The organism is Acidocella sp., assembly GCF_050253495.1.
Lineage (GTDB): Bacteria > Pseudomonadota > Alphaproteobacteria > Acetobacterales > Acetobacteraceae > Acidocella.
Map to the genome: position 1 here is coordinate 1 of NZ_JBFWIX010000034.1, position 23,281 is coordinate 23,281.

21 protein-coding genes are annotated in these 23,281 nt (G+C 63.3%); 6 read left to right on the forward strand and 15 right to left on the reverse strand.

The window, feature by feature from the left end; genetic code table 11:
• Positions 1-393: 393 nt before the first annotated feature.
• The 4 genes from AB7D48_RS16595 to AB7D48_RS16610 form a co-directional block, all read right to left on the reverse strand.
• On the reverse strand, positions 394-1,113 hold the full coding sequence (locus AB7D48_RS16595) for an RES family NAD+ phosphorylase (RefSeq protein WP_427981472.1): 720 nt from the start codon (positions 1,111-1,113) through the stop codon (positions 394-396).
• Complete coding sequence (locus AB7D48_RS16600) at positions 1,110-1,523, reverse strand: MbcA/ParS/Xre antitoxin family protein (protein ID WP_427981475.1); 414 nt, start codon at positions 1,521-1,523, stop codon at positions 1,110-1,112. Before AB7D48_RS16600 ends, AB7D48_RS16595 begins: the two co-directional genes overlap by 4 nt.
• Before the next feature lie 119 nt (positions 1,524-1,642).
• On the reverse strand, positions 1,643-2,068 hold the full coding sequence (locus AB7D48_RS16605) for a DUF6880 family protein (protein ID WP_427981520.1): 426 nt from the start codon (positions 2,066-2,068) through the stop codon (positions 1,643-1,645).
• Between the two features lie 104 nt (positions 2,069-2,172).
• Complete coding sequence (locus AB7D48_RS16610) at positions 2,173-4,467, reverse strand: HAD-IC family P-type ATPase (protein ID WP_427981478.1); 2,295 nt, start codon at positions 4,465-4,467, stop codon at positions 2,173-2,175.
• A 144-nt stretch (positions 4,468-4,611) separates the two neighbouring features.
• Here AB7D48_RS16610 and AB7D48_RS16615 point away from each other — a divergent pair, with 144 nt between their 5' ends.
• The 4 genes from AB7D48_RS16615 to AB7D48_RS16630 all read left to right on the forward strand — a co-directional run bounded on the left by AB7D48_RS16615 (position 4,612) and on the right by AB7D48_RS16630 (position 7,823).
• Positions 4,612-5,268 carry a response regulator transcription factor gene (locus tag AB7D48_RS16615; RefSeq protein ID WP_427981480.1) on the forward strand — a complete coding sequence of 219 codons (657 nt, stop codon included), beginning with the start codon at positions 4,612-4,614 and terminating at the stop codon, positions 5,266-5,268.
• Positions 5,265-6,578, forward strand: a complete 1,314-nt coding sequence (locus AB7D48_RS16620) for an ATP-binding protein (protein ID WP_427981483.1) — start codon at positions 5,265-5,267, stop codon at positions 6,576-6,578. The genes AB7D48_RS16615 and AB7D48_RS16620 overlap by 4 nt, the downstream gene beginning before the upstream one ends.
• Positions 6,579-6,658: 80 nt before the next feature.
• The gene (locus AB7D48_RS16625) at positions 6,659-6,976 is read left to right on the forward strand and encodes a PepSY domain-containing protein (RefSeq protein WP_048880619.1); all 318 of its coding nucleotides are present in this window, start codon (positions 6,659-6,661) and stop codon (positions 6,974-6,976) included.
• 73 nt (positions 6,977-7,049) lie between these two features.
• Positions 7,050-7,823, forward strand: a complete 774-nt coding sequence (locus AB7D48_RS16630; RefSeq protein WP_427981485.1) for a COG4705 family protein — start codon at positions 7,050-7,052, stop codon at positions 7,821-7,823.
• Between the two features lie 5 nt (positions 7,824-7,828).
• On the opposite strand, the gene AB7D48_RS16635 is transcribed toward AB7D48_RS16630, so the two are convergent.
• The 8 genes from AB7D48_RS16635 to AB7D48_RS16670 all read right to left on the reverse strand — a co-directional run bounded on the left by AB7D48_RS16635 (position 7,829) and on the right by AB7D48_RS16670 (position 19,098).
• Positions 7,829-9,850, reverse strand: coding sequence for a phosphatase PAP2 family protein (locus AB7D48_RS16635; protein WP_427981488.1), 2,022 nt, complete (start codon positions 9,848-9,850; stop codon positions 7,829-7,831).
• Between the two features lie 18 nt (positions 9,851-9,868).
• Positions 9,869-10,696 (reverse strand): polyprenyl diphosphate synthase, encoded by an 828-nt coding sequence (gene uppS, locus AB7D48_RS16640; protein ID WP_427981491.1) that lies wholly within the window; start codon positions 10,694-10,696, stop codon positions 9,869-9,871.
• Between the two features lie 91 nt (positions 10,697-10,787).
• Entirely contained in the window at positions 10,788-12,071 is a 1,284-nt protein-coding gene (locus tag AB7D48_RS16645; RefSeq protein WP_427981493.1) for a TolC family protein, read from the reverse strand.
• On the reverse strand, positions 12,068-15,106 hold the full coding sequence (locus tag AB7D48_RS16650) for an efflux RND transporter permease subunit (protein ID WP_427981496.1): 3,039 nt from the start codon (positions 15,104-15,106) through the stop codon (positions 12,068-12,070). Before AB7D48_RS16650 ends, AB7D48_RS16645 begins: the two co-directional genes overlap by 4 nt.
• 3 nt (positions 15,107-15,109) lie before the next feature.
• Positions 15,110-16,048: an efflux RND transporter periplasmic adaptor subunit gene (locus tag AB7D48_RS16655; RefSeq protein WP_427981499.1), complete on the reverse strand. Its 939-nt coding sequence runs from the start codon at positions 16,046-16,048 to the stop codon at positions 15,110-15,112.
• 102 nt (positions 16,049-16,150) lie between these two features.
• Positions 16,151-17,554: a heavy metal sensor histidine kinase gene (locus AB7D48_RS16660; RefSeq protein ID WP_427981501.1), complete on the reverse strand. Its 1,404-nt coding sequence runs from the start codon at positions 17,552-17,554 to the stop codon at positions 16,151-16,153.
• Positions 17,554-18,225 carry a heavy metal response regulator transcription factor gene (locus AB7D48_RS16665; RefSeq protein ID WP_427981504.1) on the reverse strand — a complete coding sequence of 224 codons (672 nt, stop codon included), beginning with the start codon at positions 18,223-18,225 and terminating at the stop codon, positions 17,554-17,556. The genes AB7D48_RS16660 and AB7D48_RS16665 overlap by 1 nt, the downstream gene beginning before the upstream one ends.
• Before the next feature lie 276 nt (positions 18,226-18,501).
• Positions 18,502-19,098, reverse strand: a complete 597-nt coding sequence (locus AB7D48_RS16670; protein ID WP_427981506.1) for a cation transporter — start codon at positions 19,096-19,098, stop codon at positions 18,502-18,504.
• Between the two features lie 70 nt (positions 19,099-19,168).
• Between AB7D48_RS16670 and AB7D48_RS16675 the strand changes: the two genes are divergently transcribed.
• Positions 19,169-19,447, forward strand: coding sequence for a metal/formaldehyde-sensitive transcriptional repressor (locus AB7D48_RS16675; protein WP_427981508.1), 279 nt, complete (start codon positions 19,169-19,171; stop codon positions 19,445-19,447).
• Between the two features lie 7 nt (positions 19,448-19,454).
• A complete protein-coding gene (dmeF, locus tag AB7D48_RS16680) occupies positions 19,455-20,708 on the forward strand; it encodes a CDF family Co(II)/Ni(II) efflux transporter DmeF (protein ID WP_427981510.1) in 1,254 nt (417 codons plus the stop codon).
• Positions 20,709-20,874: 166 nt separating this feature from the next.
• On the opposite strand, the gene AB7D48_RS16685 is transcribed toward dmeF, so the two are convergent.
• From AB7D48_RS16685 to AB7D48_RS16695, 3 genes are all read right to left on the reverse strand, one after another.
• Positions 20,875-21,471: a GNAT family N-acetyltransferase gene (locus AB7D48_RS16685; protein ID WP_427981512.1), complete on the reverse strand. Its 597-nt coding sequence runs from the start codon at positions 21,469-21,471 to the stop codon at positions 20,875-20,877.
• A gap of 11 nt (positions 21,472-21,482) precedes the next feature.
• Positions 21,483-21,797 carry a DUF1778 domain-containing protein gene (locus AB7D48_RS16690; protein WP_427981514.1) on the reverse strand — a complete coding sequence of 105 codons (315 nt, stop codon included), beginning with the start codon at positions 21,795-21,797 and terminating at the stop codon, positions 21,483-21,485.
• Between the two features lie 54 nt (positions 21,798-21,851).
• Positions 21,852-23,281: AAA family ATPase (locus AB7D48_RS16695; RefSeq protein ID WP_427981517.1), on the reverse strand; the 1,430-nt coding region annotated here is incomplete at its 5' end.

The following is a 23,281-nucleotide window of genomic DNA, read 5'->3' on the forward strand; positions in this document are numbered from 1 at the left end:
GGGCGCACCCATCATAACTTGCGGCCGGACGGACGACCGATGGGGCCGGCCGACGTCGGCGAAATTACCAAGCAAGTAAAGATGGTTGCGGGGATAGGATTTGAACCTATGACCTTCAGGTTATGAGACGGAATGGCATTAAATTTAATCAAGTATATTCTTCTATCTTTCGAAACCGCGCGTGCACTACCTTAAATACTACACTTAAAAATCCTCGCTCGTTTCGATTTTTGGCTCAAAATGCCCTAATTGGCCAACCTAGACACAACGCCCGCACCGCTTAACGCGAGGCGTACCCAAACTTCCCATTGGCCTCCCAAAAACTCCGGGCAGGCTGAAAGATGTAACTTCCCAAAATGCGGACATATCTGGCCCTCGTTTGCTCCCGCCCTTTCAGCATTCCTTCAACCGAAAAACTTCCCCTGTCCCCGCATCGCGGACCAAATCAACGCGAGTACCATCCCAGTGATAATCAATATGGCGCCCTTGCACAGGCGGCGAGGCTAGATCCGGATAAAACAGCCCTACACAAACACCGTCAGGGTCGCGCCTGCTGGGGTAGACCAGCCCCTCAGATCCACTGCCCCGCAACGCCGCGGCCAGTTGTTGCGCCATAGTATAATCATCCGGGTCTAGTGCGGATGCGAATGCGGCAATCCCGCCCCGCAGGTCATGGAGTGAAGCCCGAATATCCAGCACCAGCTCCCGGAATTGCGAGGTCCAGCCAGGCGGTTGGCCGGTCTGTGCCATAAAGCAAGCGTGGTGGTGAATGGTTTCAAACAGGGCCGTCTCATATGTCCGCGCGGTGTACAGCACGCCATAAGCCCCTACGCTGAACCGGCTCGGCCGCTCAGAGCTGACATGCGTGAAGGGGGCCATGAGGTAACCCGCCCCCGGCCCGGAAACACGCCGCGTCACCGGTACGAGATCAAGGGCACCGATCGTTTCCATAAGGCGCGGATTGGTTTTCTGCTCAGCGGCGATCAACAAGGGCCAATCTTCTGGATCGGCAATATCCTCGAACAAATCGACAGGCGGATACAGGCTACGGATGATCCGCCTAGCACCAACCCAATGAACCGGCGAGATAGGTACGATCGACGGGTCGATCACCAGCCGCCACGCTCCGCGTCCAGATAATGCCGCACACGCATGAGATCGGTTAACTCACCATGGAGCATGACATCCAAAGCCGAGCGGCCACTAAATGCCGCATTCGGGGCTTTGATCCAGCCATAGCCGCGCGCCGGCTCCTTGAAAATAATCCGCAAGGCTTTGTGGATCCCCATGAGGTTGGAGAGCCTGGCCTTGCCGTCACGGCCAATCCGGCCAATCTCGCCTGTCTTCCAGCGGGCAAAGGTACGGCGGGGCAAGTCAAGAATGATCGCGGCCTGGTCGTCTGTCACCCCCCACAGGCGGAAGAGGTTCAATGCCGCGCGGAACATGGCGCCTGCCTCTTCATCGGTGATCGGGGCAGAGGAAAAGGGCTTCGGTGCAACGGCGATCTGGCTAAACACAGACATGAGCGGATCCTGTCATATGGCTATATGTATTCCATATAACGCCATATGGCAATAACCCCTCTTCTCTGGCGACGATTAGCGAAGTTGATTCTCAAAATTATACGCCACTGGGCCGGACCTTACGCCACCAGACTCCAGAACGCGTTCTTGCGGCCATGCTCCCGCCGCAGCCGCGCCACATAGGCATCGTGCGGTTCCAATCCCCCGAACGTCTCCCCCTGGGCGGACAGGCTGGCGCAGCTCAGCAAATGCCGCGCGGCGTGCTTGTAGCGGCTGGAACGGTTGTGGGTGAGCGCGAAATCGATCATCGCCCGCAGCAGCAGTACGGCCGCCAGCTTGTGCTTGCCCGCCAGCGCCTCAGATGCCGGGGTCAGGATTTCATACCGATCGCCGTCCAACTCGCGCCTACGCTCCAGCACCAGAGCCGCCGCGCGGTTCAGGTCCGGCCAGGAGATAAGGAAGCCAAGCGCGCCCGAAAAATCCTTGTCATTCTTGACAAGATCAAGCGTCTTCGAAGGGCAATTGTATGGTGGCCAAAAAATGATAGGTCATGGGCGTTTCTCCGTTCTGTATCAGATGATGTCGTTCAGAGGCTGTTTTAGGATTCCGCGATTGATCTCGGTCATGTTGGGCAAGGAAAGCGCAATGCTCATGCGATTCCCAGCCATTTGAAAAGAGGGGCTTTCAATGCATCGAACAGAATGGCGAACAGCGCCGCTGCCCCGGCGATTTCCATGAGAAGCAGGGCGTTTAGCGGCGGTGTCAGCCAACCGGTCAGCGCGACAAGGGTGCCAATGCTAATATCCAGCGCGCTGGAGGCCAGCACCCAGCCGCCGGGCATGGATGACCACATCCGCCGGCGTTCGCGCACTGTGTAGACAGTGATTTGGGCATCGATCACCATGGTGAAGAAGGCAAGCGTGCGAAGCGGTTCGATCTCCAGATTCAGCTCAAAATGCCCGAAGGCCAGCACCCCGATGAGGAATACCAGCTTGACCAAACCAAGCAGCACCGCCGCCGCGCTGACTGGACCGATCCTCCAGAGTTCTGGACGCGGGGATGGATGGGCGCGGTCGGTCGTGAGCGACATGGTCAGAAAATCGTTCACCACAAGCAGCAGCACCATCAACATGGGCGTCAGCACGGCGTGGCCGGTCATCAGCAGGCCAGCGGCAAGGAACAGCACCAGCTCAACCTTCCGTAGCAGCGCGTTCATGGTATAGGTCAAAATGCGTTGAAACGTGGCCCGGCCTTCCTTGATCGCGGTCACGATCCCGCCAAGCCCTGGCTCGGTCAGCACCAGCCCCGCCGCGGCTTTCGCAACATCGGTAGCCGTAGCCACGGCGATGCCAATTTGCGCCTGCCGTAAGGCTGGCGCGTCGTTCGCACCGTCACCGCACATGCCAACCGTATGGCCGCCCTTTTGAAAGGCTTTGACAAGGCGGAATTTGTCCTCGGGGAAGACGCCCGCGAAGACTGCGTAATCGTCCGGTGCAACTTGGGTGGGAATGCTACCTGCCGGGCATATATTGCCGTCGATGCCGACAGCGTGTGCGATAGTTTCGGCAGTGGCGGCGGCATCACCCGTTACCATCACAGTGGCAACGCCGAGATTGACCAGTTCGGTAATCAGCGGCGCGGCATCGTCACGCGGGCTGTCGCTCAAAGCCACAAGCCCCGCGATGTGCAGTGCGCCCATTGGTCCGCAGGCTACGGCCAGTACACGATTACCGTCGGCCGCGAGTTCATCAGTCATGCGTGCTGCCTCTGGGGGCACCGTTGTGACAGCCGCCAGCGCCGAGTATGCACCTTTCATCACCACCCGTTCGGCACCATCCTGCCATATCAGCGCTTCAGATGCTTTCCGGGCAGGATCAAAGGGAACGAAGCGGCGTATGGGCAGTGGCGCGGCTCCGCTTTCGTGTGCGGCAAGCCGGATCGCCGAATCCACGGCATCCTTGCCGCCTTCGCTGCTCGTCGCGGCGGCCAGGGCCAAAACGCTGACCATGCTATCGCTGCCAAAGGCTCGCACCGCGCTTACGTGGAGCTGATTCTGGGTCAATGTGCCCGTCTTGTCGGCGCAGAGGACATCCATGGCGGCGGCTTCGTGCACGGCGGACAAGCGTGTTGGCAGCACGCCGCGGCGGACAAGGCGTTGCGCGCCAAGCGCCGTGGCAAGGGTGAAGGTGGCCGGCAGAGCGACTGGAACGGTGGCCAGAATAACGGTCAACGTAAGCGCGATAAGATGCGTGACCGGCATGTCATGTTCGCGCGCATAGCCGATCATCAGCAGCAGCACGAAACCATTGAACACGGCAAGATTTCGTACAACGCGGAGGATCGCGGATTGTTCTGCGCTGGGCCCATGGGCAATGCGCACCAATTCGGCAGCCCGGCCGGAATAGGTGCGCGCGCCGGTAGCAATCACAAGCGCCTGCGCCTCCCCCCGGCGCACCATAGAACCCGCATAGCTTATTGCACCAATGCCAGCGTCAATGGGCAGCGATTCTCCGGTGATCATCGACTGATCGAGCAGCACATTGCCGCTGGCGAGGCGCACATCGGCAGGCACGATCGCACCGAGGGACAGCTTTACCAAATCCCCGGGAACAATCTCGCGCGCGGGCAGGGTGAGCCAGGCGCCGTCACGCCGGACCGAGGCCGTGAGCGCCAAGCGCGATTTGAGCGCGGCGAGCGCGGTATCAGCCCGCCTCCCCTGCGCAAAGGATAGCGCTGCGTTGAATAGGAGGAGTCCGGCAATAACGGCCGCCTCCAGATAGGCCCCGGTGAGAGCCTGCAACAAGACCGCCGCCTCCAGCATCCACGGCACGGGCGCCCAGAAATGGCCCAATAAGGCCGTCAGGGGGTTGCGCCTGGGCTCGGCAACCGCATTGGGGCCATGTTCGGCCAGCAGCCGGCCCGCCTCCGCGCTGGATAAGCCCATAGGGAGGTTCGAGGGGGTGGCGGGACTATTCTCCAGCATGACAAGCGCGTTATGCCGCAAAATGGCAGGCTTTGCCCAGGAGTGTCCCCTCTCAGCCAGGCACAGAGCCTTGCCCGGCCCATGGCCTTGGCTCAAGCTCCATACATGCGTGTATTGCTAATCGAGGATGATGCGTTAATCGGCGCCGGCCTGGTCGCCGCGCTAAAGGCGGCTGGGATGGCGGTGGATTGGGTCAGAGACGGTCTGACCGCCCAGGAGGCACTGCATGACACCGCCTATACAATTGCGCTGCTGGATCTCGGCCTGCCCGGCATGGATGGCATGGCCGTGCTGAAATCCGCCAGGCGGCAGAGGGTGGAGACACCCGTGCTCGTGATTACTGCCCGGGATGCCGTCGAGAGCCGGGTCGCAGGGCTGGATCTCGGCGCCGATGATTACCTGGTCAAACCGTTTGAGGTGCCCGAACTACTGGCCCGCATGCGTGCCCTCATGCGCCGTAGTGCCGGAAAGGCCACATTGCGGTTGAGCACAAGAGAGGCGGTACTCGATACAGGCACGCATGAATTTTCCCATGGCGGACGGACGGAGCTTCTGCCCGCGCGGGAATACGCGCTGATGCGGGCGCTGATGGAACGGCCCGGGCACATCCTCTCACGCGCACAAATCGAAGAACGCCTTTACGGCTGGGGCGAGGAGGTGGAGAGCAACGCGGTGGAGGTGCTGATCCATTCCGTCCGCCGCAAATTCGGCAAGGGGGTTATTCTCAACATCCGCGGCGCCGGGTGGATGGTACCAAAATGAGCCACCACCCCTCCTTGCGCCGGACAGCCCTGATCTGGGTGACCGTGCTCCTTGCCGTCGCCGGGCTGATCGCCGCCGGTGTGGCGTATCTGGACAGCGAAAGCGAGACCGCCGATTTTCTTGATGGGCAGCTTCGCCAGATCGCCCTGAACGCTGGTCCGGGGCCAGCCGCGGCCAACGCTCCTGCCGCGCCTGATCAAGACCCGGAGGATCGTTTCGCCGTGACCATCTGGAATGCGGAAGGGCAGATCGTGCATCAGTCCCTTCCCGGCGTGGCCATTCCAATCCCGCCGGCGTCCGGATTTTCCAGCGCCCAGATCAACGGCGAAGCTTGGCGGGTTTATACGCTGCGGGGCACCGCCCAGACGGTGGAAGTGGCGCAGCGCGTGACCGTGCGCGATGAAATCGCCAGCAATGCCGCCATCGGCGCGGCCCTGCCGGTGCTGCTGCTGATTCCGCTTTCCTGGCTGGTGGTGGGTTTGGCTTTGCACCGCACCTTGCGGCGGCTCGATGTTCTGGCCACCGAACTCGCCACGCGCAGCACCATGGCCAAAGAGCCCTTGCCGCTTACGGATATCCCTGTCGAGCTGACGCCGCTGGTAACCGGCATGAATGGCCTGATCCTGAGGCAGCACGATGCGCTTATGGCGCAAAAACGCTTCCTCGCCGATGCCGCCCATACGCTGCGCACACCGGTCGCCGCGATGCAAATCGAGATCGGCAACCTCACCGTCGAGGTGCCGCCGGCCCGCGCGCGGCTGGACGCGCTGGCGGCAGGCGCGCGCCGAGCCGCTCAGCTGGTGGATCAACTCCTGCGTCTTGCCCGGCTCGACGAGCCGCAACGTCCTGCCAGTATCCCATTTGATGCCGCCGCCTTGTTGCTCGACTGCGTTGCGGATCACGCCGCGCGCGCCGCGCGTAAAGGCATTGATCTGGGCGCGGAAATTGTCCCGCCGGTCATGATCAACGGCGCCGAGAATGAAGTGCGCACGTTGTTCAGTAATTTAATCGAAAATGCGCTGATCTACACGCAACCGGGTGGCAAGGTCGATGTGTGCCTGCGGCGGACCAAGAGCGGTTTTTGCGCGGAAGTGCTGGATACCGGCCCCGGTTTCCCCGCAGGTGCGGAAGCACATATTTTCGAACGTTTCTTTCGAGCGGCCCCCGAAGCGGCGGAGGGGACTGGCTTGGGCCTTGCCATCGCGCGCCGCATTGCCGATCGCCATGGCTTCGGGCTTGAGGTGCGCAACCGCACAGATGGCATGACCGGCGTTATGGCGCGCGTGACCATGCCCGGCGTGAGGAGCTAAGTTTCACCTAAGTCTTCTCCGGCAAAAGGATTGCGAGGCGTTCGGCGAGACCGACGCTGCGATTGAACTGTTGATGGAGAATGACGATGAAGTTTTCATACCCGGCCCGCACACTTGGTGCTCTTGCGATCCTGGCCGGATTTGCTGCCCCGGCGCTCGCCTATACCGGCCAGGATTTGGCCGGTGGCACCAAAATCAGCATCGATGCGGCGCGGGCAACTGCGCTGAAGGCACAGCCTGGGACCATTGCCGATGAAGAGCTGGAGAAGGAATCTGGCGGCAGCGGCCTGCGTTATTCGTTCGACATCAAGTCCGGAGCGGCGACGCATGAGGTCGGCGTCGATGCTGTGACCGGTGCCGTGCTCGAGAACAGTGTCGAAGGCCCGAACGCCGACTGACCAAAGCTGATGGCCAGATAGCCTGCTCCGATACGCATCGGCGCAGGCTATTTCATGGATAAAAGGGGGCGTTATGACCGGCATTGTCAAACAGGGGCTCAGCAAGGTGCCCGAAGTTGTACTGAGTTTTTGGATCATCAAGATTCTTGCCACCACGCTCGGCGAAACAGGTGGCGACGCGGTGACGATGTCAATGCACCTTGGCTATGCCACCGGCACCGTTATTTTCGCTACGATTTTCATGGTGGCAGTCGCCGGGCAGATGCGCGCCGCGCGCTTCAACCCCTATCTTTACTGGCTGACCATCGTGGCCACCACCACGCTTGGCACGACCATGGCGGATTTCGCGGACCGCTCGCTCGGCATCGGCTATGCCGGCGGTTCCTTTATCCTGGCCTTGCTTTTAGCCACCTCATTCGCCGTGTGGCGCTGGACCGAAGGCAGCGTCTCAGTGAATCGCGTGGCGACGCCCCGCACTGAAACCTTCTACTGGATCACCATCCTGTTCTCTCAGACTCTGGGAACGGCGCTGGGCGACTGGATGGCGGATAGCAACGGCCTTGGCTTTGGTGGCGGCGCCGTGGTGTTCGGCGCGGCGATCGTCCTGATTGCGGCGGCGTATTACTTCACCCGCATCTCGCATGTCATGCTGTTCTGGGCGGCGTTCATCCTCACCCGTCCGCTAGGCGCCACGGTTGGCGACCTGCTCGACAAACCCCTGGCCCAAGGCGGGCTTGAATTGAGCCGAATGGGAGCCTCCGCCGTGCTCATTGGTGCGATGCTCTTGCTGATTGTCGCTCTGCCGCAACGTGCTGGGTTGCACCCAGCACCGCAACGGATCAGTTAAGCGGTTTAAGACTGTCCAAGCAAAACCTCACCATTCCATTCCGGCACTGTGGGAGAACGATTTTCCAATTCTATTCCCGGCAAGGCGGTTCGGAGCGTTTGCAAAGCGCCGTTCACGTCATTCCGCTCATCGACAAGGCTGGCGAATGGCGTCAAATGCTCCACTTTCTCCGCAACCACAGTGCCAATCCAAAGCGGCTGCGTAAGTCCTGCGTTGGTCAGCACCGTGCCGGAAGGCCAAACCCTTAAAATCAACCGCTGGCCGAGCGGCACGTTGCCGCCAGTTTTAATCATCACCAATGCCTCTGACCGGCCATTATCGAGATGCGGCAGCACGGGCAGTGCGTCTGCCTTTGCGTTGGGCAATAGCCATTCCGCAGATGACGACAAATTCCACGGTACCGGCACCTGCCAGCTATGTTTCAGCAAGGTGGCTTTCAAGGGCGCCAAGGATCCTGCCCATTGCAGAACAAACGGCTCTTCATAATCGCCGGTGAGATCGACACGCCACACCGGCAGATTGGCCCATCCGCCGTGGCGCCAATCCGTGAGGGACATCTCCCGCACGGGCAAAGTGAGCGCATAGCGTCGCATATCCACGGCGTGTTTGGTTCCGATATGCAGCCCACCTGCCACGAGCAGCACGGCGAGCCCCGCCGTCGCGAGACCAGGGGCGCGCACCTCCCTGCGCGCATGCTGTAAATAGACGATCCCTAGCAATGCCACCCAGGCTACGCCGAAGGCCAATCCCGCCGTCACGTCCGAAAGCCAGTGCGCGCCGAGATAGAGCCGCGAGAAGGCAATGGCGCCCACGAGCAGGACTGCGGCGAGTGTGACCGCCACCCGGGCTCGGACGCCCACCTCGCGGCAGATCAACACCACCAAAAATCCATAGAGAGCTGCGCTGGCCGTGGCGTGGCCGCTAGGGAAAGAATAAGAATTCCACCCGGCAAAAATCGCGTCCGGACGGGTTTGCTGCAGGGTGATCTTCATCAGGAATGCGAACAGGCTGGCGCCAGCTACCGCGGCAAACCCGTAAATTGCCGCACGCCAGGCACGCTGCCAGGCAAGCCAAACCAACGTCACTAAAAGAACGGGGATAACGACCGCCGCGTCACCGAGTTCGGTGATGGCCACCATCACCTGATCGATCACAGGCGTGCGCAGCGATTGCAGAAAATGGAAGATCGCCGCATCCGCCCGCACCAGCGGATCTCCGGCGATGACATCCTGCAACACGCCGAAGAACATCCAAAGCCCGCCGATAAGGGCGGCGCCCAGTACCAGCAGGCCCAGCGCTTCTGGCCGCTCCGGGTCGAGCGCCGAGCTGACCAGCCGCCGGGCCCAGCCGTCTCCCGCTTCAGCCCACTGCAGCACTGGCCCGCGCAGGCGCGCCACCAGTCCGATGGTCCGCCGGATGGCCAGGGGCGTCAGCCACACCACCAGCGCCAGTGCTGCCACCAGAATGAGGACCAGCACGACCAGCCGGCCAGCAATGGCGTGGAGAATGGCCAAAGAGGCGCCAAGCGCCATGCCGAACCAGATATGCGCCAACGCAAACAGCACGGCGGAACATATATCGACCGCGTAGAACCGGACGGCGGACATACCCGACATGCCAGCCACCATGGGAATTGCGGCCCGCACACCAGGCAGGAAGCGGGAAATCAGCACCGCCTTACTGCCATGGCGGGCGAAAAACGCTTCGCCCGCCGCTAATAGGCCCGGTCTCGCCCGCAGTGGCCACATCCCCATGGCGCGTTGCTTATAATGCCGCCCGAACAAGTAGGAGAGACCATCTCCCGCAAGGGCACCGAAGGCCGTGACGCCGATCAGCGGCCACATCGCCAGCGCGCCGCCTGGCACCAGCGCGCCAAGCCCAACGATGACCGCCGTGCCGGGCACCAAGGCACCAACGACAGGAAACGCTTCCGCTGCCGTCAACAGGAAGGCTAGGCCGTAAGCCAGCAGTCGATGCCCGCCAGCGAAGATGACGATAGCGGAGATGAAGCTGTGGATGAGGTTCATAGGGAAAGCCGCCGCCTTTCAGACACCAAAACGCCGCTCGCGGCGCTGGTAGGCGCGGATGGCGCGCAAATAATCGATTCGGCGCATCACCGGCCAGTTCACGTCACAGAAATACAGCTCGCTATGCACGCTCTGCCACAGCATGAAGCCGGAAAGCCTCACCTCGCCGCTGGTGCGGATGATCAGATCCGGGTCGGGCACATCTGCCAGATAAAGATGCCGCCGGATTGTCTCGGGCGAGACCAGGACAGCGGCCTGCGCCGTGGAGAGACCCTGGGCCGCGTAATCTTCCAGTAGGGCGCGCACGGCATCGGCAATTTCCTCGCGTCCGCCATAGCCAATCGCCAATGTCACGGTGATTTGGTCGTTGCCGCGTGTCGCGGTTTCAGCCGCGTCGAGAGCCTCCACCAAAGCGGGGGGTAGCAGGTCGCGGCGCCCCATGGCGGTAATATGCACGCCTTTGTGGCGGATATGCGGATCGGCGGCGAGTGCGCGCATCTTGGTCTCGACCGCGCCGAAAATTCCGCCAACTTCGGCTTCCGGGCGGCGCAGATTGTCAGGCGAAAATACCCAAAGCGTGACCCTGCGCACGCCAAGGTCGACGCTCCAGGTCAGGATATCATCCAGCTTTGCTGCGCCGAGGCGGTAAATCGCATCCGGACTCTGTACGCCGGCCTCGCGCGCATGGCGCCGGTTGCCGTCGAGAATGATGCCGACATGGCCGGGCATTGGCAAAGCCCGCACCTGTTTTTCAAGCTGACGTTCGTAAAGACCATAGGCTAGCCGCCACACGGGTACTGCGGCCCATCGCAACCCCTGGTGCACCCATGTCAGACCAGTCGGCAATTCAGAACCCTCTCCCGAAAATGGCTTTGCACAGCATCGCAAAGGGCGCATGGCCCTGCAATGTCGGGATACTTGCGCTTCGGGTAGCGGGTTAGCGAGTCGCTCGGCCATGAACGGGCAAACCGAGCCCCAGCAGCGTGGCCAGAGAAACTTCGGCTGTTTGCAGCTGCGTACGCAGTTGGATCGCCTCACGCTCACGGTCGCCTGCAGCAGTGATGAGATCGGTCTCCGCGCTGGCATCCAGCCCTCCTGCGGAAAAGCTATGGCGGGCATCCTCGGCGATGGCGGCTGCCTGCGCGGCGGCTTGATCCGCCTGCGCGCTCTGATGTTGCAGCATGGTTATGCTTTGCCCCAGCGCTTCGGCGCCGTTCCGGGCTGCGGCCAGACTCGCCGCATATTGCGCGCGCAGGGCGGTGCGCGTGGCTTCGTCAGTTTGGATCGCCGGGCGGTTGCGGTTGAACAAGGGCAAAGACAACGTAACCTGTGGTCCGGCGCTGGTCACGCCTGATGTATCGCGCCCGCCTTGCGCGCCGACGCTGATGGGCAGGAACTGGCCGCGGATCGCAGCGCGGAGTTTTTCGTCAGCTTCGGTATAGCCATAGCGCAGGGCCAGCAGGTCCGGCCGGCGCTGCGGCAAGGTCGCCAATGCCTGTTGCTGAAGCCCTGGGGGAATTTGCGCCACATCGATCGGCGCCGATGCTATCGGGGTGCCGGGCGACAGCGCCAATAGCGCGTCGAGCTGCGCTTCATCCCGCGCCTGGGCTTGTTCCTCGCTATTGAGCGCGGTGCGGAGCGTGGCCAGCGCGATCTGCGTGGCGGACACATCCTGCTGGGTGAGATTACCCGCCGCCGTCTGTGCCTGCACATCCTGCTCCAGCGCTGTCAGCGCCTGATCATCGCTGTGCAGGCTCGCCAAATCGGCGGCCTCGCCGGTCAAAGTCACGCCAAGCTGCTCCGCCTGTGCCGCCACCTGCCATTCCTGCCAGAGAATGCCCGCATTCACCTGCAGCAGATGCGCCTTGGCGGCATTTACGTTGGCTGAGCGGGTGATGAGCGGCGAGACATCTTCCACCAGACTGCCGGCAATGGAAGACATGGAGGCTGGGCCGCCCAGCAGCGCCTCGAACCCAATGGAAAGCGAGGGATTGGGCGGCGTTCCGGCCGCCAATAATTCCGTCTGGGCAATGCCGGCTTGTGCCCGTGCGGCTGTCAGGTCCGGGTCTCGCCGCACGGCCAGGGCGGCAAGCTGCGTCAATGTTAAGGGCTTTGTGGCGGGCAGCGGGGCCACAACTGGCTCCATGCCTGGCAAAGGAGCGGAATGATAGGTGGCGCAGCTGGAAAGCCCGGCCAAGACCAGCACAAAAGCACGCTTCATGGCTGGTTCTCCGGCTTCCGCTCGCCGCGCCCAGCCAGATAAAGCGCCGGCAGCAGGTTGGTGCAGAGCAGCGCGCTCCAGAGAATACCACCGCCGATGACCACCGCCAGCCCCTGCTCAGGCGCGGCGCCTGTGCCAAATCCCAAGGCGGTGGGCAGCATGCCCAGAATCGCCACGGCGGTGGTGAGGAAGATGGGCCGGAAACGCACATTCAACGCCTCGTCGATGGCCTCTTCCGGGCTCATGCCCTCGGTCTCGTTGCGCTGGGCGCGGTCCAACAGCACCACGCCATGGTTCAGGCTGACTCCGGCCAAGGCCAGGAAGCCGATCAACCCGATGCCGTTCAGCCCCAGCCCGCTCACCGCCAGCGCCAGCCCGCCGCCGGTCATCGCCAGCGGGATTTGCGCGAGGAGCAAGAGCGGCACGCGCCGGCCGGAGAAGCGCAAAAACAGCACCCAGGCCAGCGATGCGATGGCAGCGATGGCGGCAATCCCCAACCCCAAGGCGGCGTGCTCCAGCATCGGGTAGAGGCCACCGAAAGCGATCCGCTCGCCCGGTGGCAACTTCAGCCCGGCCAAAGCGTGCTTCGCCTGAGCGATCGCGAGATTGGGCGCGGTGGTGGGGGTGGCGAGAATTTCCAGCGCCCGCGCGCCGTCTATATGCATGAACTGGTTGGGGCTGGTGACGAGCGAAATATCCGCCAGCGCGCCCAGCGGCGTGGCACTGCCCGGCCCCACCGGCAGGGCGTCGAGTTGGGCCAGTGAGAGCAGATGCGCATCCGGCAGGCGCAGATAAAGCGGCAACGGCGCGGCACCATCCGGCAGCTCGGCCGCAATCTGCCCGGCCATCAGGGCGGAGACCTCTCCGCTTAAGCCTGCCGGGGTCATCCCCGCCGCCGCGAGCGCGGCCGGGCGCGGGGTGATGCGCAACTGCGTTTCAGGGTAGCCCTCGTCGTTGAACAAATCGCTCAGTCCTGGCACCCGGCTCAGCCGTTGCGCGATCGCTTGGGCGGTTTCCGTCATCTGGCTGAGATCGTCGCCGTACAAATCCAGCGCGAAGGGCTGCGGCAGGCCGTTCAGGCTCTCGCCCAGCCGCTCGATGGTTGGCGTGTCGATGCCGGTTTGCAGCGAGGGGAATTGCGTCTCGGCCTGCACCCGGGCGGCGATGGCGTCCAGGCTGGCACCGCCAGCACCTGGCTTGAGGCAGATGGTGATCTCTCCGGCATAGGCGGGCTCCGTATAAGTGGAGTCAGCGGCCGAGCCGATACGCGCCAGCACATGCTCTACCGCCGGATCTTTCGCCAGCCGGGCGGAGAGGCGGCGCATCAGCGCATCCGTATCCGCCAGTGAGGTACCGGGGGCGAGGGTAAAGGATTCCAGTAGCACGCCCTCATTCGGCAGCGGCAGCACATTCACCGAAACCAGGCTCATCGCCCCCAGGCTGAGCAGCAGCAGCGCCCCGCAGGTAAGCACGGCGCGTTTGGGATAGGCCAAGGCGAGGCGGAATAGATGGCGGTTCCAGCCCATCAACCGCAGGAGCAACGCATTGGCTACACGCGGCGGGCGTACGGCATGGCGGGGCAGCAGCCCGAGGCCCAGCGGGATCAGCGTGAGCGAGACCAGCAGCGACGCGCCGAGCGAGAAAATCATGCCCAGCGCGAAAGGCACACAGAACAGCCCCGCCAGCCCGCCGGTGAACAGCAGCGGCACGAAGACCAGAATGGTGGTGAGCGTGCCGATGATATCCGGCGCCATGATCTCCCGCAGGCCCCGCCAGATGCCGGGCCAGGTGTCATCACCAGCTTCCCAGCGATGAAAAATGCTCTCCAGCACGATGATGGAATCATCCGCCACCAGCCCGAGAGCGACGATGATGGCGCCAAAGGTAAGCAGGTTGAGACTCTGCCCGGTTGCGTACAGCCCGGCGATGCCCAGCAGCAGCGAGGCCGGGAGGGACAGCGCCAGCAGCCAGGCGCCGCTGCTCACCCCCAACACGGCAAGTAGCCCGGCAATGGCCAGCACGCCGCCGATCAGCAGATTGCGGCGCAGATCATCGCTCGTCGCGCCCACCAGATGACCTTGATCGTAAATCGGCACAACCGATACGCCGGGCGGCATTGGTACGGATTGAATGGCCGAAGATAACGCCCGGGTAACGGGCAGTGTGGAAGCGCCCTGTTGCTTGAAGATGGTAAGCGCGATGGCGGGCTCGCCGTCCAGCAACTCGCGCTGATGCACCGGCTCTGTGCTGTGAACAATGCGCGCCAGGGTGCCGAGTGGGATTGGCCCGTGCGGCCCCATCACCGGCACTTGCGCCAGCGCGCCGGCAGTTGGGGCGTTGCCGAAGGTGATAAGGGAATCCGTGTGGCCGAGGCTGAGAGAGCCGCCCGGCACTAGCATGGCCTGTCCGGCCAGCGCCTGTTGCAAAGCCTGCACGGAAATCCCAGCCTGTTCCATGGCGGGTAGGTTAGGCTGCACCCAGAGCGCCTCGCCCCCCAGCCCGGCGGTGGTGACAAGCTGCACCCCCGGCACCGCGCGCAAGGCCGGGGCCAGTTGCATAGCCACCGCCCGCGCCGCCTCTGCCTGCGATGTGCCGGGAGCAAAGCGCACGGCGTAATCCGCCAGCTCGTTGATGGCGTTGCCCATGATCTGCGTGAAAGGCTGTACGCCGGGCGGCAGGCTGGTCTGGGCGCGCTCGATGGCGCCATTCACCGCCTGCAAATCCGCCTGTGCGCTGGTGGTGTCGGCAAAACGCAGATCGGTCTCCACCAGCCCGTCGCTGATGGTGCTGCGGACATTCGAGACCCCCGGCAGGCCGAGCAGCACGCCCTCCAGCGGGGTGGCCACCATTGCCTCCATATCCGTGGCGGTGGTGCCGGGCAGATGCACCGTCACACTCACCTCGGGATAGTTGAAGGCGGGCAGTACCTCTTCCGGGATATTGAACAGGGCAAACAACCCGTAACCGAGCAGAGCGGCATAGATCATCAGCCACAAAGCCGGGCGGCCAAGCAGGCGGAGCAAAGCTGCTGGCATGGCTTAATCCGGCGGCTGATATTGGGCAGCGATACCCCGATGGTAGAGCAGTGCCGCATCCTGGACGATCACCTGGTCTCCAGCGGCCAAGCCGGAAAGGATGGGGGTTTGCGCGCCCTCCACCTCGCCTGGCACCACCTGCACGGCGTGGTCCCCTTTTGCGTCATGCAGCATCACCCACCAGCGCCCGTCATCCAGCACCAGCGCTTCGCTGGGCACTAGCAGCACCGGGCGGGGTGACAAGGAGAGACTGAGCGTGCCCGCTTCGCCCGGCTGCAAGCCAGTGCCCGAGAAGGCCAGCACCAGCCCACCATCGGGCTGTGTGCCCTGAACGCCGCGCAGCGTAACGGACACTGCAGGCGCGCCATCGGCGGGGATAAACCGTGCCGCCATGCCGGGAGAAAGCCTGGCCGCCTGCGAGCCAAAAAGCACGGCCTTCACCCACGCTCCGGCAGCGGGCTGCACCACCGCTATGGCCTGGCCCGGCTGGAGCGATGCCCCCGGCCCGGCGGTGAGACTTTGCACCTGCCCAGCCACCGGGCTTTGCAGGTTGGATGCCGCCCGCAGTGCCGAGAGATCAGCCCGCGCCGCTTTCGCCGCCGCCTCGGCCTGCGCCACCGCGGCTTTCGTGGAGAGATGATCCGCGAATTTACCGCGCTCGGCGGCCAGGTTGGTATTGGCGGCATTGCTGGCCCCTTGCGCCGTGGCCAGCGCCGCCGCGATCTGCGGCCCGCCAAGTAACCCTATGGTCTGGCCCGGCTGCACGGTCTCACCCGGCGTGATAGAGAGGCTGGTGAGCACGCCTGGTTGCAGGGCGGCAATGGTGACGGGCGTGCCCGGCTGCACGGCCGCGAAGCCGGAGAGGATGGGCGCCTGCTGGGTGGTCCGCACCGTTACCCAGCCGGATGGAGCCTGCGCGGTAAGGACCAACGCGGCCAGCATGAGCCAGAATGGCCGCGTAGATCTTGAGCGTCGAATCATCCAGCCTTGATAAGCGCGCCCGCCGGGCAGAACGGCGCTATTTTGATGATAATTTTATCATTTTCAGACCTCCATGGACGGAAAATGCAACGTCACTCGCGTGCCATGCCCCGGCTTGCTCTCGATCTCCGCCCGCCCGCCATGCAACTCCATGATCGAACGCACGATGGAAAGCCCCAGACCCGAGCCTTGCGCCGCCTTGTGGCCGCGCGCCGGGTCGGTCTGGTAAAAACGGTCGAACAGCCGGGGCAAATGCTCGGGCGCGATGCCCGGCCCCTGGTCAGAAACGGCAATCTCCACGCCGTTGGCAAGGCCGCCCGAGATGGCCAGCACAATTTCCGAGCCCGGCGGCGCATGGCGCACCGCATTGGCCAGCACATTGCCCACAGCCTGGCGGAGCAGCAGCGTATCCGCATAGAGCGTGGCCTCGCCCGCAATGCGGATGCGCACCCCCTTGGGCCGGGACTGAGCCTCGTATTGCGCCGCCACCCAGGCGCAGATTTCACTCACCTCGCAACGCTCAAGGCGCAGCGCGTGGCTGGGGTTCTCCACCCGCGCCAAAAACAGCAAATTCTCGATGAGCCCGGTGAGGCGCTGAGCGTCCTCGATCGCGGAGGCAATGGCGGCGCGATATTCCGCCTCGCCGCGCGGGCGGGTGAGGCAGATTTCAAGGCTGCCATTCAGGTTGGAAAGCGGAGTGCGCAGCTCATGCGCGATATCCGCCGAGAAACGAGAGAGGCGCTCGAAACTCGACTCGAGATTATCCAGCATCTGGTTGAACACCTGCACCAGCCCGGTCAGCTCGCGCGGCCATGGCGGGTCTTGCGGAATGCGCCGGGAAAGCTGGGCGGGGGTAATGCTCTGCGCCACCTTGGCGATCCGCGTAAGCGGCGCCAGCGCATGGGCGGCGGCCAGCCGCCCAGCCCCCAGCAAAAGCGGCACCATCAGCAGGAAAAACACGGCTAGGGCGCGGTGAAAATCCGTTAGCAGTGCATTGTCCCGCGTAATGTCAAGCCCGATTTGCAGCACCAGACCCTGTGACCCTTGCAAGGGCAGGCTGGTGAGCAGCCAGGAGGTGTTGCCGGTTTGGTAGCGGGTGAGTGTTAGATTCTGCACCCCACGCACGGCGGGAAATAAGCGCGCGGGCAGCATGGTGGCCATGCCTGGCGTTTCACCCGCCTGCTTACCCGCCACCAGCACCCTGGCTTCATAGGCGCGCAGGCGCGCGCCGTCAGTTTCCTTCAAGATTTCATTGATGAGCAGGCTTGGCTCGCCGCCGCCATCATTCAGATCATCCTGAAACTCCGCGACCTTGGCCTGGAGAAAATCCCGATGCGCGACAGTGAAATTCGCCTCAAGCTTCCAGTTTGCAAGCAGCGCGAACAACCCCACCGCCAACAGCGCCCCCAGCGTGTAGAGCAAGGCCAAGCGCCCGCTGACGGAGGCAGGGCGGAGGAAGCAGCGCATCATATATCCAGCACATAGCCCGTGCCGCGGATTGTGTGCAGCAAGGCCGTTTCAAAGGGCGTGTCGAGCTTGGCGCGTAGGCGGCGGACCAGCGCGTCCACCGCATTGGCTTGCTGGTCGTGGAACAGGCCCCAGATTGCCTCGGCGATGAGAGTACGCGAGAGCACACGCCCCTGGTTGCGCGCCAGCAACAGCAGCAGCGCATATTCCTTTGAGGTAAGGTGCAGCACCATGCCGGCACGGCTGACACGGTGGCGCAGCGTGTCGATCTCCAGATCCCCCACGGTCATCAGGCTGGAGCCGGGTACCGCCTTGGGCAGACGCGCCAGATTACGCAGCCGGGCCAGCAATTCCGCGAAGGCGAAGGGCTTGATGAGATAATCATTGGCGCCGAGATCAAAGCCGCGCACCCGGTCCTCCACATGATCTCGCGCGGTCAGGAACAGCACCGGCGTGGCCCGCCCGGCGGCACGCAGACGTTTGAGCACCTCCCAGCCATCGAGGCCGGGCATCATCACGTCTAAGATAATCGCGTCGAACTCCCTCGCCAAAGCCAGGGCCAGCGCATCCGCGCCATCACACACAGCATCCACGGCATGGCCGTCCTCACGCAACCCCTTAGTGAGGTAGTCGACCGTTTTCCGTTCGTCCTCGGCCAGTAGAAGCTGCATGATCCCTTCTGCGAAAGCAGGTCTCGGCAAGCATATCCCCCCAGCGTCGAAGCAGCTAGCTCCGTCCGCTTCCCGGCAACTTCCCCTCACAATTCCCTCGGGCGTGCAACGGTGATGGAGGGTGACGGGAGGCCACGGCGGGAGACAAAGGGTAGGCCCGAACCGCCAGACCAAGGGCGGCCGGTCGTGGTTCGCCTGAATACAACGTTCGTCGCTCCGGTATTGATGAACTTGACGGTCAGCCATTCGCCCTCGGCAGGCAGCCAACCGCGTGCCCTACGCCGCCGCGCTGTGCTCCTCGCGGGCGGCGGACCACACCTCACGGGCAGCATCCGCATTGATGATGGCGATGCCGAGGCCGACCAGCAGGTCGGGCCAGGCCGAGCGCCAGAAGGAAGCTGTGACCATACCTGTGAGGATGATGGCGATGTTGGCCAGCACGTCGTTGCGGGCGGAGAGGTAGGCGGCCTTGGCGAGACTGCCACCATGCGCGCGGTGACGCGCCAACATGAGCGCGCAGGTGGCGTTGATCAGCATCGCCCCAGCGGCCGTGGCCGAGAGCAGCAAGGGCGAAGGCGGCACGGGGTGGAGGAATTTCTGCCAGGCCATCCAGAGTGTGGCGAGGCCGGGCACCAGCAGGATGCCGGCCAGCGCCATGCCCAGCCGCGCCCGCTGCTTCAGGCCCCAGCCCAGCGCCAGCATGATAAGCAGGTTGACCGAGGCGTCCTCAAGGAAGTCGATGCTGTCGGCGAAGAGCGAGACCGAGCCAATGGCCAGCGCCACGGCGAACTCGATGCCGAAATAGGCGAGGTTGAACGTGCCTGCCCAGAAGACCGCACGGCGGAAAGTTGAATTTCTGGCGGCCTCGCTCAAGCTTGATCCTCTCTGGCACAGTCTCGTTGGGCGTCTTCCATGGCATAGGGGGGGAGGCTATACAAGCCGCATGAGCCATACCGTCCGTGACAAGCAACGCCTGCTGGCGCGCGTGCGCCGCATCCGCGGCCAGGTTGAAGCCATCGAGCGCGCGCTGGAGAGCGATGCCAGTTGCGAGAAGGTGATGCACCTGCTCGCCGGCATGCGCGGCGCCACAGCCGGGCTGATGGCGCAGATAGTCGAGGACCATGTCCTCACCCATCTCGTGGATGCCGAAAAACACCCCGGCGCCCTGAACGAGGACGCGGCCGAGCAGCTGCTCGAAGTCGTCCGCACTTATTTGAAGTGAGACCCTGATGCAGACCCAATTAAGGCCCGAGGCCGGCCACAGCCATATCTTTCTAGGCGCCGATCATGAACGCAGCGAACGGCGAACCTGGTGGGTGATCTGGCTCTGCGGCGCGATGATGATCGCGGAGATATTGGGCGGCTGGCTGTTCGGCTCCATCGCCCTTGTCGCCGACGGGCTGCACATGAGCACCCATGCCGGGGCCATGCTGCTGGCCGCTCTTGCCTACAGATACGCCCGCCGGCACGCGAGCGATCCACGCTTCTCTTTCGGCACCGGCAAGCTGGGCGACCTCGCGGGCTTCACCAGCGCCATCATCCTGGCCATGATCGCGCTGCTGATCGGCTTCGAGGCGGTGAGCCGCTTTCTTTCCCCGGTGCCGATCCATTTTGCTGAGGCCATCCCCATTGCCTGCCTCGGGCTAGTCGTGAACATCGTCAGCGCCCTGCTGCTTTCCGGCGGGCACGACCATGGGCACAGTCATGGGCATGGACATGGACACAACCACGCACATCATGACCATGATGACGAACACATCATCCCTACTTCCTTTGGCGAGGTTCGGCTGGAGGTTTTCGAGGATGGCGTGCCACCGCGCTTCCGCCTGTACGCCGCCCGTGGGTTCGGCATCCCCGCCGACGCCGCCATGATCGAGACCGTGCGTCCCGACGGAGCACGCCAGAGCTTCGCCTTCGTGACGCGCGATGGCTATCTTGAATCCGTCGATGAAATTCCCGAGCCGCACGAATTCGCAGCTGACGTCAAACTCTTCGATCAGTCCTACAACGTCACGTTCGAGGAACATGAGCACGCCAGCGGTACCGCCGGGCGGGACAACAACATGCGCGCCGCCGTGGTGCATGTCGCGGCCGATGCGGCGGTTTCTGTGCTGGTGATCGTGGGGCTGCTGCTGGCCCGCGCTTTCGGCTGGCTGTGGATGGACCCGCTGGTCGGCATTGTCGGCGCGGCCGTGATCGCGAGCTGGGCCCTGGGGCTGATCCGCGACACGGGCGGCATCCTGCTGGACATGACACCGGACAGGGGCATGGAACAGAAGCTGCGCGACGCGATCGAGCACGACGGCGACGAGCTCGCCGATCTGCATCTCTGGCGGCTCGGCCCTGGCCATCTGGGCGCGATCCTCTCCGTCACCACCTCAAGTGATCGTACAGCCCTCCACTATCGCGAGCGCCTCGGCCGGTTCAAATCCCTGTCGCATCTGACCATTGAGGTTCACGAATCCCGGAGCCAGAATAGCTGAACCATGCGACTCTGACAGCTGAATGCGCCGCCGTCTCGCGGCGGCGTAGTTCTTGCGTCTTCTCGTGATGGTAAGCGCTATCTCGACGTGTGCGTGTTGACTTTCACTGAGAAGTACCCTGGGAATTCCGCTGAGAATGACCCGCCTATTGGTTATGGTTTGGGTTTCATGAAGGGGTCAAAGGCGGACTTTTCTCCTTTCGTTTTGGGTGTTCTGATGTGGTGTGTGGCGACGCCCGGTTGGCAACTCTCCACACCACCTCTCTTGCAGCCTCCAGCGAAGCCGAGATATCGCCGATCGACCGGAACAGCATGAGCGCATTGTCTTTGGACGGCATAAACCCCCGGCGGCGCCAGAACGCGGCGGCGTCATCATCGATGGCATTGACCATCAGCGCCCGCCCGCCAATCAACGCGGCTCCATTTACACTGCGGGCCAACGCGTGATTGAGCAACCCAACGCCAATCCCCTGCCCCGCCCAGGCCGTGTCTGTGGCAAGCTGGCCCAACAGAATACACGGCATTGGGCTCGGCGGCTGGCCGGTGCGGATCGCGCGCGGGAGGCTGGCTGGAACAACGGCGGTGGGGGCCAGGCCGTAATAGCCCACCACTCGGCCCGCCACATGGACCACCATGACCACAGAGAAACCCTTTTGCTGATTGGCCAGCGCCCGCGTCTTCAGCCAGTGGTCGAGAGAGGGCTTGCCGCAGGAGAACGAGGACACATCATGCCCGGCATGCAGAAGCTCCGGCGCGGTGAGCACCCCCTCTCCCATCAACGCTTCGCAGTATCTTTTTCCCACGGCGCCTTACGGCGCAGGGCTTCCACCATTTCAGGCACGGGTGCCGCGGGGGCGGAGACGGCTTGAATAAACGCATCAAACCCTTCCGGGCTCATGCGCACCAGCGTGCTTTCCATCAGCACCTCCTCGGCCGCCCGCACCGCAGCTTCCCGCACAAAATCCGTGCGCGAGCGCCCGCGCAAATCGGCGGCCCGGTCGATAATCGCGATATCGCTCTCCGGCAGCCGCATCGAGAGCGGATGGTCTTTGCGCTTGGGCGAGGCGGTCATGGCTGTGGTTCTTGTCATATGCGGAACATAGACAATTGTAGCGCGTTATACAATACAGCCTTGACGCAACCATCACCGCCCGCGCCGCCGCGATTGCCGGAATTGCTTCTCCCAGCCGGGTACTCGCTCAGCCCGCTGGCCAAGTTCACGCCAAAATTCCATATCGCTCTGGCGGCTTGCCGCCTGGCGGCGGCTGAGGCTGACAAGCATTTCTGCCACATCTGCGCCGATACGGGCCACCCGCCCCAGCACCTCACCATGACGCCGGAGTTGTGTCGCCAAAGCATGCAGCTTTCTCTCAAATGCCAGCGCAATCCGGCGGCTCAACATCCGTTCCCGCAGCATCGATGGCCGCTCCAGGCCGCTCCCGCGCGCTTCCGCCGTCTGGTGTACCTTCTGCACCGCCTGAACCGCCCCGCGCCGCAACCCGGCCGACCGCTCCATCAGCGCCAGCGCCGCTTGCTTCTCGGGCGCTTGCGCAAAATTGCGTACAACGTTGTTCAGCACATCAGTGCGCCCAATCCCGCGCCGGTCGCCAAGCGGCCGCCGGGCGATGATCTCGGTGCGCTCCGCCCCCTCCGAGGTCACGATAAAACTCTGCTCCCGGTGCCGGCTGCCCGATGTATAGGCCCCGAACGCCGAGACCAGCTTCGTGCCCGCCGGCATCGCATGAATATGCTCGGAAACCGTACTCCCTTGCGCGGTGTTGGTGGTCAACACATCGCCATAGGCCAACTGAACTCTGCCATTTGGCTCGCCCCGTAAGCTCTCCCACGTCACAAGCCCTTCCCTTCCCGTGATGGTCTTCAAGGTCAGTCCAGCCTCATCAATGGCGGTAATTTCCAGCACCGTGCCGTTGCGCCCGATATTCCCGACCGTGCCGGTCTCCGTGAACTTGGCATTGGTCCGCCTGAACAACCGCACCCGGTCACCCAAGGCGAGCGCCAACTCATAGTCCCGCTCCCCCGCGCCATCGGTGGCCCGGAGTGTCATCATGTCCGCCTCGATCTCCCCCATATCCCGGCGCTGCTGGCGGATGGCGCGGCTGATATCATGCGCCTCCGCGTTACTCGGCGCGCTCACCGATATAATAAATTCCGGCCGATCTTTGTTTGCCTCTCGCCGTTGCCGCCAAAGCTGGGCAATGTATTGTACCGCGTCCTCATACCCGCCCGGCACAATTTTGAGGGTGCCGTTTTCATCTTTGCGGCGAATTGCCTCTTCGGTCTGACCATTGCGCAACATCAGCACGGTCTCGCGCTCATCTTCTGCTTTCTGCCGCACCGAAGAACCTAATTCCGGCACCTTATCGGCCCCCAACGCCCGGCGCAGCAACTCGATCACCGGCCCGGCCTCCACCGCCTGCATTTGCTTCGGATCGCCAATCATCACCAGTTGGAATTTTAGCGCCGCCTGCTGGGCCACGATCGCATTCAATTGGCGCGTGCCCAGTAGTCCTACCTCATCGACCACCACGACCGATTTGCGATCGAGCCGGATCG

Bases quoted from the DNA above. Each gene is read 5' to 3' on its own strand.
- AB7D48_RS16600 (WP_427981475.1), bottom strand. From the start codon at position 1,523: ATGTCTGTGTTTAGCCAGATCGCCGTTGCACCGAAGCCCTTTTCCTCT.
- AB7D48_RS16610 (WP_427981478.1), bottom strand. From the start codon at position 4,467: ATGGGCTTATCCAGCGCGGAGGCGGGCCGGCTGCTGGCCGAACATGGC.
- AB7D48_RS16615 (WP_427981480.1), top strand. From the start codon at position 4,612: ATGCGTGTATTGCTAATCGAGGATGATGCGTTAATCGGCGCCGGCCTG.
- AB7D48_RS16620 (WP_427981483.1), top strand. From the start codon at position 5,265: ATGAGCCACCACCCCTCCTTGCGCCGGACAGCCCTGATCTGGGTGACC.
- AB7D48_RS16625 (WP_048880619.1), top strand. From the start codon at position 6,659: ATGACGATGAAGTTTTCATACCCGGCCCGCACACTTGGTGCTCTTGCG.
- AB7D48_RS16630 (WP_427981485.1), top strand. From the start codon at position 7,050: ATGACCGGCATTGTCAAACAGGGGCTCAGCAAGGTGCCCGAAGTTGTA.
- AB7D48_RS16635 (WP_427981488.1), bottom strand. From the start codon at position 9,850: ATGAACCTCATCCACAGCTTCATCTCCGCTATCGTCATCTTCGCTGGC.
- AB7D48_RS16645 (WP_427981493.1), bottom strand. From the start codon at position 12,071: ATGAAGCGTGCTTTTGTGCTGGTCTTGGCCGGGCTTTCCAGCTGCGCC.
- AB7D48_RS16650 (WP_427981496.1), bottom strand. From the start codon at position 15,106: ATGCCAGCAGCTTTGCTCCGCCTGCTTGGCCGCCCGGCTTTGTGGCTG.
- AB7D48_RS16655 (WP_427981499.1), bottom strand. From the start codon at position 16,048: ATGCTGGCCGCGTTGGTCCTTACCGCGCAGGCTCCATCCGGCTGGGTA.
- AB7D48_RS16660 (WP_427981501.1), bottom strand. From the start codon at position 17,554: ATGCGCTGCTTCCTCCGCCCTGCCTCCGTCAGCGGGCGCTTGGCCTTG.
- AB7D48_RS16665 (WP_427981504.1), bottom strand. From the start codon at position 18,225: ATGCAGCTTCTACTGGCCGAGGACGAACGGAAAACGGTCGACTACCTC.
- AB7D48_RS16675 (WP_427981508.1), top strand. From the start codon at position 19,169: ATGAGCCATACCGTCCGTGACAAGCAACGCCTGCTGGCGCGCGTGCGC.
- dmeF (WP_427981510.1), top strand. From the start codon at position 19,455: ATGCAGACCCAATTAAGGCCCGAGGCCGGCCACAGCCATATCTTTCTA.
- AB7D48_RS16690 (WP_427981514.1), bottom strand. From the start codon at position 21,797: ATGACAAGAACCACAGCCATGACCGCCTCGCCCAAGCGCAAAGACCAT.